The sequence below is a fragment of the Larkinella knui genome, from assembly GCF_003858645.1.
GTDB lineage: Bacteria > Bacteroidota > Bacteroidia > Cytophagales > Spirosomataceae > Larkinella > Larkinella knui.
Window position 1 is genome coordinate 271,890 of sequence record NZ_RQJP01000006.1, and the last position, 17,229, is coordinate 289,118.

Below are 17,229 nucleotides of genomic sequence, written 5' to 3' on the forward strand. Positions count from 1 at the left end.
TTCAGTCCTTCTTCTTCGCCCGCATTTCCGGAAGCGTCTGGCCAGTATCACTCTGAGCTGCTTGCGGTGCGTCCAGCGTATTGGTGGTTGTGTCGCCCTGGATACCCATGATGCTCGTGTCACTGGCAGCGGCCGTGGAATCGGTGCTGGTTTGGGTGTTTTCTGTTTTTGAATTACAGCTTAAACTAAAGACTGTCAGTACGATACCAAAACCGGCAATTAATCGCCGGCTTCCGTTTTTCAGGTTGCTTTTCATACGAAATACCGTTGAGTGAATAGTAGGATAACGGGTTGATGGGCGAGTTGTTCAGGAAAAACACCTACCGGTTCCTACGCTAAGAATCTTAGCCGGGAGCGGTTATCTTTGAACTCGTCCTTGTTTCAATTTCTATTATTTCGTAACTTGGCTTGTTATGAATTTCAAGCTGACTTCAGAATTTAAACCGACTGGCGACCAGCCTCAGGCCATTGAAAAGCTGGTAAAAGGCCTTCAGGAAGGCGAACCTTCGCAGGTGTTACTGGGGGTTACCGGATCAGGCAAAACGTTTACCGTAGCCAACGTTATCGCCCAGCTCAACCGCCCGACGCTTGTGTTGAGCCACAACAAAACGCTGGCGGCCCAGCTCTACGGCGAGTTCAAGCAGTTCTTTCCCGAAAATGCCGTTCAATATTTCATTTCGTATTACGACTACTACCAGCCGGAAGCGTTCATTGCAACGACCAACACCTACATTGAAAAAGATCTGGCTATCAACGAAGAGATCGACAAGCTGCGGCTGGCCACGGTTTCGGCGCTGATGAGTGGTCGGCGGGATATTGTCGTCATCGCTTCGGTGTCGTGTATTTACGGTGCCGGTAATCCCACCGAATACCAGAAAAGCATCGTGCGGCTGGGCGTGGGCGAAACCATCAGCCGCAATCAGTTCCTCTTCAAACTGGTCGAAATTCTGTATAGCCGTTCCGAGGTCGAATTCACCCGGGGTTCCTTCCGCGTCAAGGGCGATACCGTCGATATTTTTCCCGGTTATGCCGATTTTGCCTACCGCATTGTCTTCTTCGGCGACGAAATTGAAGCCATTCAGCGCATCGATCCGGCTTCGGGCAAGAAGATCGCCGACGACCGGATGATTGCCATTTTCCCCGCCAACCTTTTCGTGACGGGGCGCGATACGCTGAACATGGCCATCGGCGAAATTCAGAATGATCTGGTGGCGCAGATTCGCTATTTCCAATCGGAATTCCGCAACATGGAAGCCGAGCGGATCAAGGAGCGTACCGAGTTCGATATTGAAATGATGCGCGAACTGGGCTATTGTTCCGGTATCGAAAACTACTCGCGGTATTTCGACCGTCGGCAACCCGGCCAGCGACCGTTCTGTTTGCTCGATTATTTTCCGGACGATTTTCTAACGATCGTGGATGAAAGCCACGTGACCATGCCGCAAATCCGGGCGATGTGGGGCGGTGACCGCTCCCGGAAAGAAGCCCTGGTGGACTACGGTTTTCGGTTGCCTTCGGCGATGGACAACCGTCCGCTTACGTTCCAGGAATTTGAGCAACTGGCCGGGCAAACGGTTTTTGTCAGCGCAACGCCTTCCGACTACGAATTGCGCCGGAGCGAGGGCGTGGTCGTCGAGCAGTTGATTCGTCCGACGGGCTTGCTCGATCCGGCCATTGAAGTACGGCCCAGTCTGAACCAGATCGATGATTTGCTGGAAGAAATCGACATCCGAGTCAAGCGCAAAGAACGGGTGCTGGTGACAACCCTGACCAAACGGATGGCCGAAGAGTTGAGTAAATACCTGGAGCGCGTTGGCGTGAAAGGCCGCTACATTCACTCGGAGGTAAAAACGCTGGATCGCGTCGAGATTCTGCGGGAATTGCGGCTGGGGGTTTTCGATGTGCTGGTGGGTGTCAACCTGCTGCGCGAAGGACTCGATTTGCCGGAAGTGTCGCTGGTAGCCATCATGGATGCCGACAAAGAAGGGTTCCTGCGCGATATTCGTTCCCTGATTCAAACCATTGGCCGGGCCGCCCGGAATTCCAACGGGCGGGTGCTGATGTATGCCGACCGAATTACCGGTTCAATGGAAAAAGCCATCAGCGAAACCAACCGACGGCGGGAAATTCAGATGGAATACAATGCGAAACATGGTATTACGCCGATGACCATTCTGCGGTCTCACGACGCCATCATGGGCCAGACCAGCATTGCCGATTCGCGCCCCGAAGCCAAGCAATACTACGTTGAACCCGACGAATTCCGGATTGCCGCCGATCCCGTGGTGCAATACATGGGTAAGAATGACCTGGAGCAAGTCATCAGGGAAACGCAGAATAAAATGGAAAAAGCCGCCAAAGAACTCGATTTCATGGAAGCGGCCCGGCTGCGGGACGAATTGTTTCAGCTCCGCGATCGGCTGAAAGCTACGCAGAAAGTCTAAGTATCCACGGTCGGACGGCCGCTGCCGCTCAAGTCCGCGGATGCTTAGACCATCGCGGCTTCTTTCATCCGTTCGGCGTTTTCGGCCATGCGGAGTTGTTCGATGAAGTTGTCGATGTCGCCGTCCATCACCGTCGGCAGGTTATACACCGTCAGACCGATGCGGTGGTCGGTCACGCGGCTTTGGGGGTAATTGTAGGTCCGGATTTTGTCGGAACGGTCACCACTGCCCACCATCGACTTGCGCTGTGAGCTGATTTCGTCGTTGTGCTTTTGCAGTTCAATTTCGTACAGACGCGACCGCAATACCGTCAGCGCTTTTTCAGTATTCTTGATCTGCGAACGTTCGTCCTGACACTGCACGACCAAACCGGACGGAATGTGCGTCAGCCGAACCGCCGAATACGTCGTATTGACCGACTGGCCACCCGCGCCCGACGAACAGAAGGTATCTTTCCGAATATCGTTCATATTGATCTGAACGTCAACCTCTTCCGCTTCGGGCAATACCGCCACGCTGGAGGCAGACGTGTGAATCCGTCCCTGCGATTCGGTGGCCGGAACGCGCTGCACGCGGTGAACGCCCGATTCGAATTTCAGTTTTCCGTACACATCTTCGCCTTCGACCTGGCAGATAATTTCTTTGTAACCGCCCGAGGTTCCTTCCGTAAAGTCCATCAGCGACATCCGCCAGCCCATCCGGTCGCACAACCGCTGGTACATGCGGAACAGGTCGCCAGCGAAAATCGAGGCTTCGTCGCCCCCGGTTCCGGCCCGGATTTCCAGAATGACGTTTTTGCTGTCGTTGGGATCTTTCGGAATCAGCATTTCTTTCAACGCGTCTTCCATCGGTTCCCGCTGCGGCACCAGTTCGTCGAGTTCGGCTTTGGCCATTTCGCGCAAATCTTCGTCGCGCTCGGTTGCGAGCAGATCCTTGGCACCGTCGATATCATTGAGCAGTTTTTTATACACCTGATACTGCTTGACAATTTTTTCAAGATCTTTATATTCCTTGCTCAGCTTCGTGTATTTCTTCTGATCCGAAACGATTTCCGGCATCATGATTTGCTGAGAAACCTCCTCAAACCGTTCTTTTATGGATTCTAATTGATCAATCATTGTTCAGAAACTTTATGCCTAATTTGCCCCGTTCCCCTGAAGGAGACTTGGACGCAGAATAATCCAGATGCAGAAGTCCCCTTCAGGGCCGGGGTCGCGGACGACTTTAGGGACGAACTTTGATACAAATCTACGAAAATTCGGTCAGTCAACGGTTCAATTGTACATTTGTCAACGAAACCGCCAATCCCAACGTTATCCAGATAGATGACAAGAATTCACTTCACTAAGTTCCTGGCTATGAACCGCATTTTTTCGCCTTTTTCCGTTTTCATTGGCCCCTTATGCGTTCTCGTTTTATCCGTCTCCTGTTCACCCGACCGCAATCAGAATACGAAGGAGCTGGTGCAGGAAATGAATGATCATAAAATTAAGCGGGTCACCAATGTTCAGCTAACCACCACCGTTGACGAGTGGGGAAAAGCCCTCGTGCTGACGGCCCGAAAAGCCCTGACGAATGAACTGACCAAAAACGCCGGCGATTCGACGCTTTGTACGCTGGAAGGCATACCGGCCATTCGGCGGCTGGAGAAACAATACGCCATTACGATTGATTTGCTAAGGGCAAAGGATGTGAAAAACCCGGCTCTGGACCCCAAAGAGCGGGATTTGCTGGGTGCTTATGTCTACAATGCCCAGAATAAAATGGACCAGATCGACAACGTCCAGAAACTGAACGACACGCTGTTCGTCTACAATTCGCCCGTTGCAACGGATGACATCATCTGTAAAACCTGCACCGACAAGGCGGCTTTGCCGTTTGTCATCTGGCGCATCGTCTTCAACAAGCGGGAGGTAATCCGGCGGATTAATCCGAAGAAATTGCAGTAAACCGGTCGATAGTCTGAACTACCCAATTCCACAAGTAGGCGTTATCTAACCGCTTATCAATAAATATTTACCGATAAAGACAATTTATTTATTGTTTTTCGATAAATATACATTCCTTTGCTCTATCAAACTTCTACCTGATAGACATGAAAAATCAATCGCCTGCCTGGGTATTCCCAACTGTGAAATGGTTGGTTACCGTCTTTTATTATTTCGTTCTGGTCGTTCTGGTTGTCTTTACGCTGATGTGTAGCCTGAAGTTCCTTGGTGCCCAAACCGGGAATTTTTCTATTAAAAAAGGAGACTTTTTCATGGGCCAGGAACCACCAAACTACGTTTCCGTTCCGGTGGCCTGGGGACCGGCAAGCACCAAAATGCGCCCTTCTTCGGGCGAACCGCAAGTTTTCTTGAAGCCCCAGAAAGAGACCGGGCAACTCCAGGTGCCGGTCCGCTCGACACCCGGAATTCTCATTATTACCCTGGGACTGGTCGGTCTGGGAACTGCCGTTTGGACGTTTTCACTGCTTCGGAAAATTTTCCGCACGGTGCAGACCCAATCGCCTTTTCACCCCGACAATGCCCGGCGGATCAACACCATGGGCTTGCTCTTTCTGGGCCAGACGGGGATTGAGCTTTTGCTTAAAATGGCGCTCTGGAGCCAGACAAGACCTTATTTTCAACAAATCCGGCTCGACTATCAGAACCATCTGAGCGTAGACATCAACCTGGATAGCCCCTGGCTGCTGGGCTTGATTTTGCTGGCGCTGGCGCAGGTGTACCGCCGGGGAATTGACCTACAGACCGAAAACGAACTAACTGTGTGACCGCATGGCAATTATTGTGAATCTTGACGTCATGATGGCGAAACGAAAAATGTCACTGACAGAACTGGCGGAAAAAGTCGATCTGACGCTCGCGAACCTCTCCATTCTGAAAACCGGTAAAGCCAAGGCCATCCGTTTCAGTACGCTGGACGCACTTTGTCAGGCGCTTCAATGTACACCGGGTGACATTCTGGATTATGAAGCCGAAACCGATGCGGCTTCTGAGCAGTTGGGCGAGCGTAGTTTGAATTGATTATCGTTGGGTCGTTTCCACAACTAAAATTTATCCGATGTCCTTTTGCCAAACACCTCGCTTTCTTCCGGGCCTGCTAACGTTCCTATGGGTTCTTTTAACCGAGTTACCCGTGCAGGCCCAATCCCGCCAACCCGTCGGCAAAGCACTTCCCGCGATGCTGGATAGTGCCGGGATTCCGGGGCTATCCATTGCCCTGATTGAGAACGGCACCGTTACCTGGAGCACCGGATTGGGAATAAAGAATACAATCACGCAGGAACCCGTAGCAGCAACGACTATTTTTCGTGCAGCCTCTTTAGGCAAACCGCTGTTTGCGTATGCCGTTCTCAAACTTTGCGAAGAGCGTACGATTGCTCTTGACTCTGCCTTGGTCCGTTATGTTCCCCAGACTTATTTAGAGGACTATTTTCTCAAAAGTCCACTGGCTGATGAACGGATCCGGTTGATTACGGCTCGTATGGTACTAAATCACACCAGCGGCCTGCCCAACTGGCGCGCGGAAGGCAAACCGCTCACAACCCTGTTTGCCCCAGGAACCCGATATAGTTATTCGGGAGAAGGGTTTTATCTGCTACAAACGGTGGTGGAATACCTGGTGAAAGAACCCATCGAAGCCTTCATGCAGCGAACGGTATTGAAGCCGCTGGGTATGAAAAATACAAGTTACGTTTACCATCCGGCCGATTCGAGTCGGTACACCCGGTCGTACGACCAAACCGGTAACTGGGTGCCGGACGAGCCGGAACCGGCCAACGTTGCCCATACGCTCCGAACCACCGCCGACGATTACGCCCGGTTTCTTGTAGCAACCCTGCTAAAACCGGGACCAACTCCGAAATTGATGCTAGGTTCGCAAGTACAAACCGATATTTGTCAGCCGGGGCGCGTGTTCTGGGGTTTGGGTATAGCCATACAACACACGGGCCAAGGTGATTTATTTTGTCAATGGGCAAAAAGCCCGGCCGCCAGTGGGTACGTCATTGGTTCGGCGGATCAGAAAACGGCGCTGGTTTATTTCGTTAACGTGGCCAATCGGGGCTTACAGATTGCCGAGCGTCTGGTTAAGCTGAGCCTCAACTACGATGATCCTCTGTTTGCTTGTTTCGGGGTACGGCCTTATAATGCCGGGCCATAAATGATCTGAATAAACCGCAGCCGTTGGATAGTTTTCAAAAATCGCTGTCTCTGCCAGGAACCCCTTCTCATTTGAAATAGTATGAAAATACGATTTAATAGCACGATAGAAACAGCTATTTTGTACTTTTGATAGAATCGTATTCCATCCCTTACTAAACATACTATTTCACGGATGAGCAATCTGAAAAACAAAGGAGATCAGCCGGTTAGCCGACGCGGTTTTGTCAAAGCCTCGTCGCTGGCTCTGGCGGGCGTAACCATTCTGCCCCGGCATGTGCTGGGGGGTAAGGGGTTTATTGCCCCGTCTGATAAACTGAATGTCGCCGGGGTCGGGATCGGCGGTATGGGAAAAAGCAATCTGAATGCGCTCGCTCCCACCGAAAACATTGTCGCGCTCTGCGATGTCGATGAGAAATACGCCGGTCCGGTTTTTGAAAAGTATCCGAACGCCAAACGGTATAAGGATTACCGCAAGATGCTGGAAGCCCAGAAGGACATCGACGGCATCGTGGTGGCCACACCCGATCACCTGCACGGCATTATCGCATCGGCCGCCATGAAACTCGGCAAGCATGTCTATGTTCAGAAACCGCTGACCGTTACGGTATGGGAATCCCGGGAACTGGCCCGGATGGCGAAAGAAAACCCGAAGGTAGTTACCCAAATGGGAAACCAGGGGCACTCCAACGACGACGCCCGCCTGATCAACGAGTGGATCGCCGACGGTGCTATTGGCAAAGTGCAGGAAGTCCACGTCTGGACCAACCGTCCCATCTGGCCGCAGGGCATGGAGGTACCGAAAGAAGTGGTGGATGTGCCGTCGACGCTGGATTGGGAGTTGTTTTTGGGCCCGGCTCCGCACCGGCCTTACAATCCGGCCTACACGCCCTTCAAATGGCGCGGCTGGGTCGATTACGGGGCCGGGGCGCTGGGCGACATGGGGGCTCACCTGGTCGATCACCCGTTCTGGGCGCTCGGACTCAATCCACCGATTACCGTCGAAGCGTCATCGACGCCGTTTAACAAGCAAAGCTACCCGATGGCGTCGCTGGTTACGTTCGAATTTGAAACAAAAGACAAGAAACATCCCCTCACGATGACCTGGTACGACGGCGGAATTCTGCCGCCAAAACCGCTCGAATTCGGCGATGGTCCCGTTCCGAAAGGCGGTGGCGTTTTGTACATTGGTACGAAGGGAAAACTTTTCCACGAAACCTACGGCTCAAAACCGCGTCTTTTGCCCCAGGAAAAAATGGATTCCTACAAAAAACCGGCGCAAACCATTCCGCGCGTCGGCATGAGTCACGAACGCAACTGGGCCGAAGCCTGCAAAGGCAACGGCAAGGCGGTTTCTCCGTTTGAATATGCCGGTCCGCTGTGCGAAACCATGTTGCTGGGAATCGTAGCCCTTTACAAACAAGGCACAAAACTGAACTGGGATACCAACAGCATGGCGTTTACCAACGCCCCGGAACTGAACCAGTACCTGAAACGCGAATACCGCCAGGGCTGGGCGATGTAATTTTTTATTAGAATAAAGAGTAGAGACAAGGACTAGAGACCTAAAAAACCGGGTCTTTCTTCTCTTGTCTCTGCTCCTTTCTCTCCTTCAAACCTTCATGAGAAAAACGTCATTAACCGTACTGCTTTTACTTTTCATTAGTCAACTTTTTGCACAGGTTCCCAATACGTTAACCCCTCAGGAAAAGAAAGAGGGCTGGAAACTGCTTTTCAACGGAAAAGACGTTAGCGGCTGGCATACGTACGGCAAAAAAGGCGTCGGCTCGGCCTGGATTATCGAAAATGGTGCACTCAAACTGAACGTGCCGGAACGCGCCGGAAACAAAGCCAAAAACGGGGGCGACCTGGCCACCGACCAGACGTTCAAAGGCGATTTCGAATTCAAGGCGGATTTTAAAGTCGAGCGGTTTACGAACAGCGGTATTTTCTTTTTCGTCACCGAATCGCCGGAATACAAGGAGATTTACAATACCGGCCTGGAACTTCAGGTGCTCGACAATGCCATCTACGAAGGGGCACCGGAGAACAAACACCGCGTGGGTGATTTCTTCAGCGTGGCCAACGCCCGCATCCGTGAACCGAAAGCCGTGGGCGAATGGAACCAGATCCATTTCAAGCTGAAAGGAAATGTGCTGTCGGTGTATATGAACGGCTATCTTATTCAGGAACACCACGTTGACAGCACCGACTGGAAAAAGCGAATTGCCGAAAGCAAGCTGAATACGGCGCCCATCAGCAAAGGGCAATTGTCCGGTAAGATCGGTTTGCAGGACTGGGGCAGCACGGTTTGGTACCGGAATATCAAGATTCGGCCGCTCTGAGGAAACAAATTTCGGTCATTTTGCGCCAAAACCGGATGATTTAGAGAACGGTTTTTTGAAATAAAAGAAACGGATTATATTTGTTTTACAAAACCTAAACAAATATGAATCGTCCGTACTTAGGCGAATTTGAAGAACTGGTTCTGTTAACGGTTGCCATGCTCAACGGCCAGGCCTATGGGGTGACGATTCTGGAAGAAATCGAGAAGCAAACCGGTCGCACCGTCAGCCTGAGCGCCATTCACGCGACGCTGCAACGGCTCGAAGAAAAAGGGTACCTCAAATCGCAAATGGGCGGAGCCACGGCCGAGCGCGGGGGTCGGCGGAAGCGTTTTTTTACCGTTACGCTGGGCGGAACCCGGGCGTTGGCCGAAATTCACACGACCCGAAATAACCTCTGGAACCAGATTCCCAAAACCGGGCTGGCATGACTATTGAACGCTGGTAGAAAGCCGATGCCGCATTCTGCCGGCGAATTGCTACGTTGCCATTCGTGTAATCCTGCTAACTCGTCCGAACCTTGATAACCAATTCTGTGTTGACTGACAAAAATCCCATTTTCATGGACTGTCAGTACCTGCCACTAACGGCCACCGGCCAGTTTTCGAATCTGTTCCTCGACTATATTTCCCAAAAAGAAGCTCTCCAACCCTATTATAACCGTTTTCCAAGCCTGGAAGCGTTTGAAGAACAATTCAAAAACCGGGCCTTCGACGACACCAAACGCCAGACACTGGTGGAAGTTCTGGAACGGCAGTACCAGCATATTCCCAATAAACCGGACTTCTCGATTCTCGCTCAGCCGAATACATTTACCGTTACGACGGGCCACCAGCTGAACATTTTCACCGGTCCGCTTTACGTGCTCTACAAGTGGATTACGACGGTGAATCTGGCTAAAAAGCTGAACGAAACGTATCCGCAATACCGCTTTGTGCCGATTTACTGGCTGGCCGCCGAAGACCATGATTTTGCGGAAATCAACCATTTTACGCTCTTTGGCAAAAGTTATACCTGGGAAACCGAGCAGCGCGGAGCCGTCGGGCGGATGAATCCGCAGGAACTGAAAGCGATTTTCGACGAAATGCCGGAAAAGCTGTTTCTGTTTGAAGACGCTTACCTGAAACACGCGAAATTGTCCGACGCCGTTCGCTGGTACGTCAACGAATTGCTGGGCAAAGAAGGACTGATTTGCCTCGATGCAGATGATGCGGACTTGAAACGCCTGTTTGCGCCGATCATCAAAGACGAACTGCTGAACCGCCCAACCTACGACATTGTCACCAAAACCACCCGGCAACTGGAAGCACTGGGTTACAAAACGCAGATAACGCCCCGGGAAATCAACCTTTTTTATCTGGACGACCAACTGCGCGAACGGATCGTTACGGATGGCGAGGATTCTTTTGAAGTTTTGAACACCGACCTGCGGTTTTCAAAAGAAGAAATTCAGGCGCTGGTCGATGAACATCCGGAGCGGTTTAGTCCGAACGTGGTGCTGCGCCCGGTTTATCAGGAAGTTATTCTGCCCAATCTGGCCTACATTGGCGGACCTTCCGAAGTGCCGTACTGGCTGCAACTGAAAGGTATTTTCGATCATTTCAAGATTCCGTTTCCGCTGTTGATGCCCCGGAATTTTGCGCTGTACGTCAACCCCGCCAGTGCCCGAAAGATGGAAAAACTGGGCGTGTCGCCCGAAGAACTGTTTTGGGATGAGGTAAAACTGCGCCGGTCTTACATTGAACGGATTTCCGAAAACTCGCTCGACCTTTCCGAGCAGAAAGCCTGTCTGGAACAATGTTTCGCCGAGATTCTGCACAAATCGGTTCAAGTCGACAAGTCGCTGGAAGGGGCCGTTCTGGCCGAAAAAACCCGGTTGATGCATACGATCGATCATCTGGAAAAACGACTGAAGAAAACCGAAGAGAAAAACTACGAAACGGTTCTCAATCAGTTGATGACCCTGAAAAACAAACTCTTTCCGAACGGCGGTATTCAGGAACGCACCGAAAATTACCTGAATTTTCAGCTCAACGACCCGCAGTTTATTCAGAAATTACTGGGCATTTTCGACCCGCTGGACAGCCGGATGCTGGTGTTGAAAGACTAAAAAACCATCTGGGTGAAGGCCGGGGCCTTTCCTGTTACTAGTCAGGCACAGGCTGCCGTTCTCATCAGCTCCGAAGGAGCGTTCTAAAAACACGTTTAGGCCGCTCTTCCGGAACTCCGGGGAAGTGGGCGACAGAATTTCTATTAACATCCCGCCCTTCCAAGGCTTTCCGTTTTAACGTTAACAACTTCTAAGCGATGACCAAAGCCGAACTGCGTTCCGAGTTCCGCCAAAAACGCCGGTCGTTGTCCGAAGCCGAATGGCAAAACCGCTGTGAAGCCATTTCGAATCAGTTTTTTACGTTTCTGCGATCCAGGCCGGTTTCCGTTATCAGTACCTTTCTGCCCATTGAAAACCAGAAAGAAGTCGATACGTGGCTCATCATCCGGCGGCTCTGGCAGGATTTCCCAGCGGTTCGGGTAGCCGCGCCCGTCACGGATCTGATTTCCGGAACGCTGGAAAACTACGAAATAACGCCCGAAACTGCCTTTACCAAAAGCCGGTACAACATCCCGGAACCTCCACCCCATTCATCGTTCATCGTTCATCGTTCATCATTCGACTTCGTTCTCGTTCCACTCCTCGCTTTCGACCAAACCGGCAACCGCGTCGGCTACGGGGGCGGTTTTTACGACCGGTTTCTGACGCAATGCCGCCCGGATTGTCTGAAAATCGGCCTGTCGCTGTTCGATCCGGTTGCCAGGATCGATGATGTTTTCGAAGGCGATATTGCCCTGAATTTCTGTGTGACACCCGATCGGGTCTGGGCTTTTGACAGGAACGCAGATTGAAAGGATTTGACGGATTAACTAATTTTATCCGTGAAAATTCGTTCAATCTGTCAAATCGCATCGGCGACCCGGCCGCGTTCCTATTTTTCGTAGATTGCCGGAATGAAAAACCGCGCTTTCTGGTGTTATATGCTGCTTTCTCTCCAAACGGTTTCGGCGCAGAAAATCGAAACGGCTCTCGATTCGGTGATGCACCGCAACTTTCCGGCCGACCAGCCCGGCGGTGCATTGCTGGTGGTGATCAATGGCAAAACCGTCTATAACCGGGGCTTTGGCGTGGCTAACCTGGAGACGAAGACGCCCATTTCGCCGGAAACCAACTCTCGGATGGCATCGGTTTCCAAGCAGTTTACGGCGATGTGCATTTTGTTGCTGGAAAAACAGAAAAAGCTATCCGTAGACGATAATCTGCTGAAGTTCTTTCCGGAATTTAATCAACATGTGGGTAAAACCGTCAAGCTGCGCCATCTGCTGACGCACACGTCCGGCATTCTGGATTACGAATCAGTACTGTCACCCACGCAGAAAGACCAGATTTTTGATAACGACGTAGTAAATCTGCTAAAAGCCCAGGATTCGACCTACTTTGAACCGGGGAGCCGGTTTCGGTACAGCAATTCGGCCTTCTGTTTGCTGGCCCAGGTGGTAGAGCGGGTTTCGGGAAAACCGTATCTGGAATTCATAACGGCCACCATTTTTAAACCACTCGGCATGAACCAGACCACGCTCTATGAACCCAGAAGGACGATTCCAAACCGGGCGATGGGCTACGCGCGGGGCAAAGACGGGAAAATCCGGTTTTCGGACCAGAGCGTGACAAGCGGAACCAAGGGCGACGGCTGCGTTTATACCTCCTTAACGGATTACAAAAAGTGGAACGACGCCCTGACAACCGGAAAACTGGTTGATTTGCCCGCCCAACTCAGCCGCGTTCATCACCGCATTGAAGGCCAGACAGACGGTTTTTATGGTTTAGGGTGGTTTTTTACCCGAACAAACGGCGATGTACGGGAGTTGTTTCATTCCGGCAGCACATGCGGGTTTAGCAACTGCGTCGTTCGCATTCCGGAAAAACGGACGCTGATCGTTCTGTTCTCGAATCTGGCGGACAACCACCGGCCTTTTGCCGACATCCTGAACGTGCTGAAGTCGAGCGCGGCACTCGCTGTCGATGTGTGGGCGTTGCACAATCTGACGAATTAACTGGCCATTTCAGGCTTGAAATAGTTGACGGAATCATTATCTTTACGACCCTATAATTGGCTCACTAACAGCTACCTTACTATGGCATTCACCGACACCGAACGCAACCCCCTCGCCAGCCTTGAACAATGGGAAGATGATCTGCTGGTCCGCTATCCCGAACCGGAACATAAAGCGAAGGAAGAATACCGCAATTATGACGACCCCGCCCGCGACACCGTTCGGGAGTTTTATCGTCTGAACCATACATACCAGACGTACGATTTTGTGCAGGAAAAGCGGGCTGAATTCCTCAAATTCGATAAAAAAGAAATCCCGGTTTGGGGCGCGATGGAGTTTCTGAATACCCTTGTCGATGATTCTGATCCGGATATTGAACTGGATCAATTGCAACATTTGCTACAAACCGCCGAAGCCATCCGCGCCGATGGCCACCCCGACTGGTTTGTGCTGACCGGTTTTCTGCACGACATGGGCAAGGTGCTCTGTCTGTTTGGTGAACCCCAGTGGGCCGTGGTTGGTGACACGTTCCCGGTGGGCTGTGCGCATTCCGACAAAATCGTTTATCCCGAATATTTTGCGGCCAATCCGGATTCCAGCAACAAAGATTTCAATACGAAATACGGTATCTACGAACCGAACTGCGGCCTGAAAAACGTCACCATGTCGTGGGGCCACGACGAATACCTGTACCACATTACGAAGGATCACCTGCCCGAACCGGCGTTGTATATGATCCGCTACCACTCGTTCTATGCGCAACACCGCGAGAAAGCGTACGATCACCTGCTGGACGATCACGACCGGGCGATGTTCAAATGGGTGGACAAGTTCAACCCGTACGATTTGTATTCAAAAAGCCCGGTAACGCCGGTGGTTTCGGAATTAAAACCGTATTACGAAGATTTGATTGCGAAATATCTACCGTCGACGATTCGGCTGTAAACCGTAAATCCGTTCGGAAAAGCCGGTGCCCTGCATCGGCTTTTTTGTTTTTAGCCCTCCTGGCTTTGTTCCGGCAACCAGCTTTACCCATTCCCGGATCGCTCCTTTCACGTTGGATAACACACAATACGGGCATCATGCCGAAACAAACACGGTAACCGGCCGTCGGAAGAGCGGGCGGAATGCGTATTTTAGCGCAGCTTTACAAAGCTTTTAGTAGTTTAACAGCCGTAAAAGTCTGTCGATTCGGATGCTTCTCATCTTCATTGCTCTCTACCTTCTCTCCAACCTGGTCATTGGTGCTTGGGCCGCCCGAAAAGTAAGCAGCAGCCAGGATTTTGTGCTGGCGGGTCGGCGGTTACCGCTGGCGCTGGCGGCTTCGGCCACATTTGCCACCTGGTTTGGCTCCGAAACGATCATGGGCGCTCCGGCCACGTTTGTCGACGGCGGAGTGCTGGCGATTATCGAGGAGCCTTTCGGATCGGCGCTGTGTCTGTTTCTGGTGGGAGCTTTCTACGCCCGCCCGCTATACCGCCTGGGAATCACCACGTTTTCCGATTATTTCAGCATCCGGTTTGGCCGTTCGGCAGAGTTCATTTCCGCGATTCTGGTCATTCCCTCCTACTTCAGCTGGATTGCCGCCCAGTTCATCGCCATCGGGATTGTGCTCAATCTGGTAACCGGACTGCCGGTTTTTTGGTGCATTGTCTCGAGTGCAACCATCGTTATGATTTACACGATGATGGGGGGCATGTGGTCGCTTTCCATTACGGATTTTGTCCACAACATCATCATCGTCATCGCCTTGATTTTCATTGCCGTTATCCTCTATAACCAGACCGATGGCATTGGCAGTATGATTCAGAAAACCAAACCCGGATTTTTTCGCTTCTTCCCGCAGGCAACTGTAAAAGACGGCGTCAGCTGGATTGCCGCCTGGATGACCATCGGTTTAGGCTCCATTCCGCAGCAGGACATTTTTCAGCGTGTGATGTCGGCCAAAAACGAGCGAACGACCGTGCGGGCTTCCTATCTGGCGTCGTTTTTCTACATTACCATCGCCCTATTGCCCCTGTTCATCGGGTTGGCGGGCAAACAATTGTACCCGGATTTGAACCAGGACAACCAGATGCTGATTCCGAATATGGTGTTGCGCCAAGGCAGCATGCCCTTGCAGATTCTGTTTTTCGGAGCCTTGCTGTCGGCCATTCTGAGTGTATCCAGTGGGGCTATTCTGGCACCGGCAACGATTTTCGGGGAAAATATTTACCGGTTTTTCCGACCCGACATCAGCGACAGAACCCTGCTGCTCACCATCCGGCTGGCGATTGTGGTCATTACGCTCATCTGCGTCTGGATGACAGCCGCCCGCGACGTCAACATCTTTGAGCTGGTCGGGGAATCATCCGCTTTCAGTCTGGTGTCCCTGTTCGTACCGCTGACGGCCGGTTTATACTGGAAACCGGCCAATACAATCGGGTGTATCCTGTCGATGATTGGGGGCATTGTGGTCTGGTTTATCTGCCTGGCGATCAACACGGAGTATTCGGCCATGATTTACGGCCTGCTGGCGAGTGCCGCCGGGATGGTTGCCGGGGTTTTGATTGCCCCTAAATCCGTAACGAAAACCCGGCCCTGATGCGCTGGGCCGATGCTGAACTTTTCAAATCCGGCCTGTTCGCTTCCCACTTCCTGTCAAGTTGGTTTCTAGGTTTTAGGGAGTTCGTTCCCATTCTGGAGGGGTTTTCTGCCAATAGACAAGCAGGTAAAACTCGATACAAGCCCCGGCAGGAGCACCCTGGGTATCTGCTCACCGTTGAGAACGCCCCTCCGGGGCCTGATGACCTAGGAAGCGTGTGTCTTTCCCTATTGATAGAAAACCCTCCGGGGTTACTTCCCAAAGCTCTTCTTTTACGGGATAAAACCCTGGAAAACCAGAAATTGGCGATGACCAGTACCGCGTCAAAAAAACGTCTGGTCAATCTTGCCGATGTATTCCAGATTGACCTGCGACGTGAGCCAGCGCTGAATCTGCCGGCCCACATTTGGGTACAAATTCAAGCCGTCGAGTTCGTGGACCGGCTTCCAGCCGACCGACAGCGCGGTGGTTTCCTCCGGATTCAGTTTTGGAATACCGCCAATCAGTTGAGCCAGAAATACGACGTGCAACACGTCTTCTTTCGCGCCGGATTCGGCGGTTTCGGGCAAAATCACTTCGCCGACAAAGGCAATCGGCCCAACTTCCACATCGATGCCCAGTTCTTCCTGCAACTCCCGCATCACGGTCAGATCCAGGGTTTCGCCCTTGTCGGGATTGCCGCCGGGCAGGGCATACACGTCCGTTTCGCCGTAGCGATAGTGCATCAACAGCAAATGGTTATTCTCAATCAGGAGCACCGCAGGGCGTACTTTCATAGCAGGGAAAGAAATTGATGGAATATACAGTAAACTACAACAAAACCGATACTTTTGACACTGTACTTCTTAAACCTGTTTATGAAAACGATTGTAAAGTTCCTGAGCATTCTTTGTCTGGTAACCGGTGTTGCGGCCACAACGGTGAATGCCAAAGATGCCATTCTGGTTTTTTCGAAGACCGCCGGCTTCCGGCATAAGTCCATCGAAGTGGGTAAGATGAGCATTGTAAAATTAGGGCAGGAAAACGGTTTCAGCGTCGACACGACCGAAAATGCGGCTCTTTTTACGCCCGATAATCTGAAAAAATACAAAGCGGTCGTCTTTCTGAGCACAACCGGCGACATTTTGAATAGCGAGCAACAGGCGGCTTTTGAGCAGTATATCAAAAAAGGGGGCGGTTTTGTCGGGATTCACGCAGCTGCCGATACAGAATACGAATGGCCGTGGTATAACCAACTGGTTGGTGCCTACTTCCTGAGTCACCCGAAACAGCAGAACGCCGAGATCGAGATCGTAGACAAGAAACATCTTTCGACCAAAGCCCTGCCCGACCGCTGGAAACGCTACGATGAGTGGTACAACTACAAAAGCATCGTGCCGGGCATCAAAGTCCTGGGAAAACTGGATGAGAAAACCTACGAAGGCGGCAAAAATGGTGATAATCACCCGTTTATCTGGTACCGCGAATTCGACGGCGGACGGTCGTTCTACACCGGCGCGGGCCACACCGACGAATCTTACAGCGACCCGCAGTTCCTGACGCACATCCTGGGCGGGATTAAATACGCAATGGGTCGGAAAAAGTGATTA

The 17,229-nt window shown here is 51.7% G+C and carries 17 protein-coding genes; 14 read left to right on the plus strand and 3 right to left on the minus strand.

The features are described 5' to 3' along the window. Position 1: 1 nt before the first annotated feature. A complete protein-coding gene (locus EHT87_RS27120) occupies positions 2-256 on the minus strand; it encodes a hypothetical protein (protein WP_124909914.1) in 255 nt (84 codons plus the stop codon). A gap of 157 nt (positions 257-413) precedes the next feature. Between EHT87_RS27120 and uvrB the strand changes: the two genes are divergently transcribed. Next, positions 414-2,444, plus strand: a complete 2,031-nt coding sequence (uvrB, locus tag EHT87_RS27125) for an excinuclease ABC subunit UvrB (protein ID WP_124909915.1) — start codon at positions 414-416, stop codon at positions 2,442-2,444. Positions 2,445-2,488: 44 nt separating this feature from the next. On the opposite strand, the gene prfA is transcribed toward uvrB, so the two are convergent. Further along, positions 2,489-3,562 (minus strand): peptide chain release factor 1, encoded by a 1,074-nt coding sequence (gene prfA / locus EHT87_RS27130; RefSeq protein ID WP_124909916.1) that lies wholly within the window; start codon positions 3,560-3,562, stop codon positions 2,489-2,491. A 240-nt stretch (positions 3,563-3,802) separates the two neighbouring features. On the opposite strand from prfA, the gene EHT87_RS27135 reads away from it, so the two are divergent. The 12 genes from EHT87_RS27135 (at position 3,803) to EHT87_RS27190 (ending at position 15,640) form a co-directional block, all read left to right on the plus strand. Continuing rightward, a complete protein-coding gene (locus EHT87_RS27135) occupies positions 3,803-4,393 on the plus strand; it encodes a hypothetical protein (protein WP_124909917.1) in 591 nt (196 codons plus the stop codon). 146 nt (positions 4,394-4,539) lie between these two features. Beyond that, on the plus strand, positions 4,540-5,217 hold the full coding sequence (locus EHT87_RS27140) for a DUF2975 domain-containing protein (RefSeq protein ID WP_124909918.1): 678 nt from the start codon (positions 4,540-4,542) through the stop codon (positions 5,215-5,217). A gap of 4 nt (positions 5,218-5,221) precedes the next feature. Further along, a complete protein-coding gene (locus EHT87_RS27145) occupies positions 5,222-5,470 on the plus strand; it encodes a helix-turn-helix domain-containing protein (protein WP_124909919.1) in 249 nt (82 codons plus the stop codon). A gap of 112 nt (positions 5,471-5,582) precedes the next feature. After that, positions 5,583-6,608 (plus strand): serine hydrolase domain-containing protein, encoded by a 1,026-nt coding sequence (locus tag EHT87_RS27150; protein ID WP_185716361.1) that lies wholly within the window; start codon positions 5,583-5,585, stop codon positions 6,606-6,608. Between the two features lie 174 nt (positions 6,609-6,782). Continuing rightward, entirely contained in the window at positions 6,783-8,132 is a 1,350-nt protein-coding gene (locus EHT87_RS27155) for a Gfo/Idh/MocA family protein (protein ID WP_124909921.1), read from the plus strand. A gap of 97 nt (positions 8,133-8,229) precedes the next feature. Beyond that, on the plus strand, positions 8,230-8,952 hold the full coding sequence (locus tag EHT87_RS27160; protein WP_124909922.1) for a 3-keto-disaccharide hydrolase: 723 nt from the start codon (positions 8,230-8,232) through the stop codon (positions 8,950-8,952). Positions 8,953-9,056: 104 nt separating this feature from the next. Continuing rightward, the gene (locus tag EHT87_RS27165) at positions 9,057-9,383 is read left to right on the plus strand and encodes a PadR family transcriptional regulator (RefSeq protein WP_124909923.1); all 327 of its coding nucleotides are present in this window, start codon (positions 9,057-9,059) and stop codon (positions 9,381-9,383) included. A 131-nt stretch (positions 9,384-9,514) separates the two neighbouring features. Continuing rightward, positions 9,515-11,062: a bacillithiol biosynthesis cysteine-adding enzyme BshC gene (gene bshC / locus EHT87_RS27170; protein WP_124909924.1), complete on the plus strand. Its 1,548-nt coding sequence runs from the start codon at positions 9,515-9,517 to the stop codon at positions 11,060-11,062. A 197-nt stretch (positions 11,063-11,259) separates the two neighbouring features. Beyond that, entirely contained in the window at positions 11,260-11,853 is a 594-nt protein-coding gene (locus tag EHT87_RS27175; RefSeq protein WP_124909925.1) for a 5-formyltetrahydrofolate cyclo-ligase, read from the plus strand. Positions 11,854-11,955: 102 nt separating this feature from the next. Beyond that, positions 11,956-13,056, plus strand: coding sequence for a serine hydrolase domain-containing protein (locus EHT87_RS27180; protein ID WP_124909926.1), 1,101 nt, complete (start codon positions 11,956-11,958; stop codon positions 13,054-13,056). 81 nt (positions 13,057-13,137) lie between these two features. Continuing rightward, positions 13,138-14,001 (plus strand): inositol oxygenase family protein, encoded by an 864-nt coding sequence (locus tag EHT87_RS27185; protein WP_124909927.1) that lies wholly within the window; start codon positions 13,138-13,140, stop codon positions 13,999-14,001. A 250-nt stretch (positions 14,002-14,251) separates the two neighbouring features. Continuing rightward, on the plus strand, positions 14,252-15,640 hold the full coding sequence (locus EHT87_RS27190) for a high affinity choline transporter 1 (RefSeq protein ID WP_124909928.1): 1,389 nt from the start codon (positions 14,252-14,254) through the stop codon (positions 15,638-15,640). Between the two features lie 323 nt (positions 15,641-15,963). Here the strand turns inward: EHT87_RS27190 and EHT87_RS27195 are convergent, their stop codons facing one another. Continuing rightward, the gene (locus tag EHT87_RS27195; protein ID WP_124909929.1) at positions 15,964-16,416 is read right to left on the minus strand and encodes an NUDIX domain-containing protein; all 453 of its coding nucleotides are present in this window, start codon (positions 16,414-16,416) and stop codon (positions 15,964-15,966) included. Between the two features lie 81 nt (positions 16,417-16,497). Here EHT87_RS27195 and EHT87_RS27200 point away from each other — a divergent pair, with 81 nt between their 5' ends. Beyond that, positions 16,498-17,226, plus strand: coding sequence for a ThuA domain-containing protein (locus EHT87_RS27200; RefSeq protein WP_124909930.1), 729 nt, complete (start codon positions 16,498-16,500; stop codon positions 17,224-17,226). Positions 17,227-17,229 lie beyond the last annotated feature (3 nt).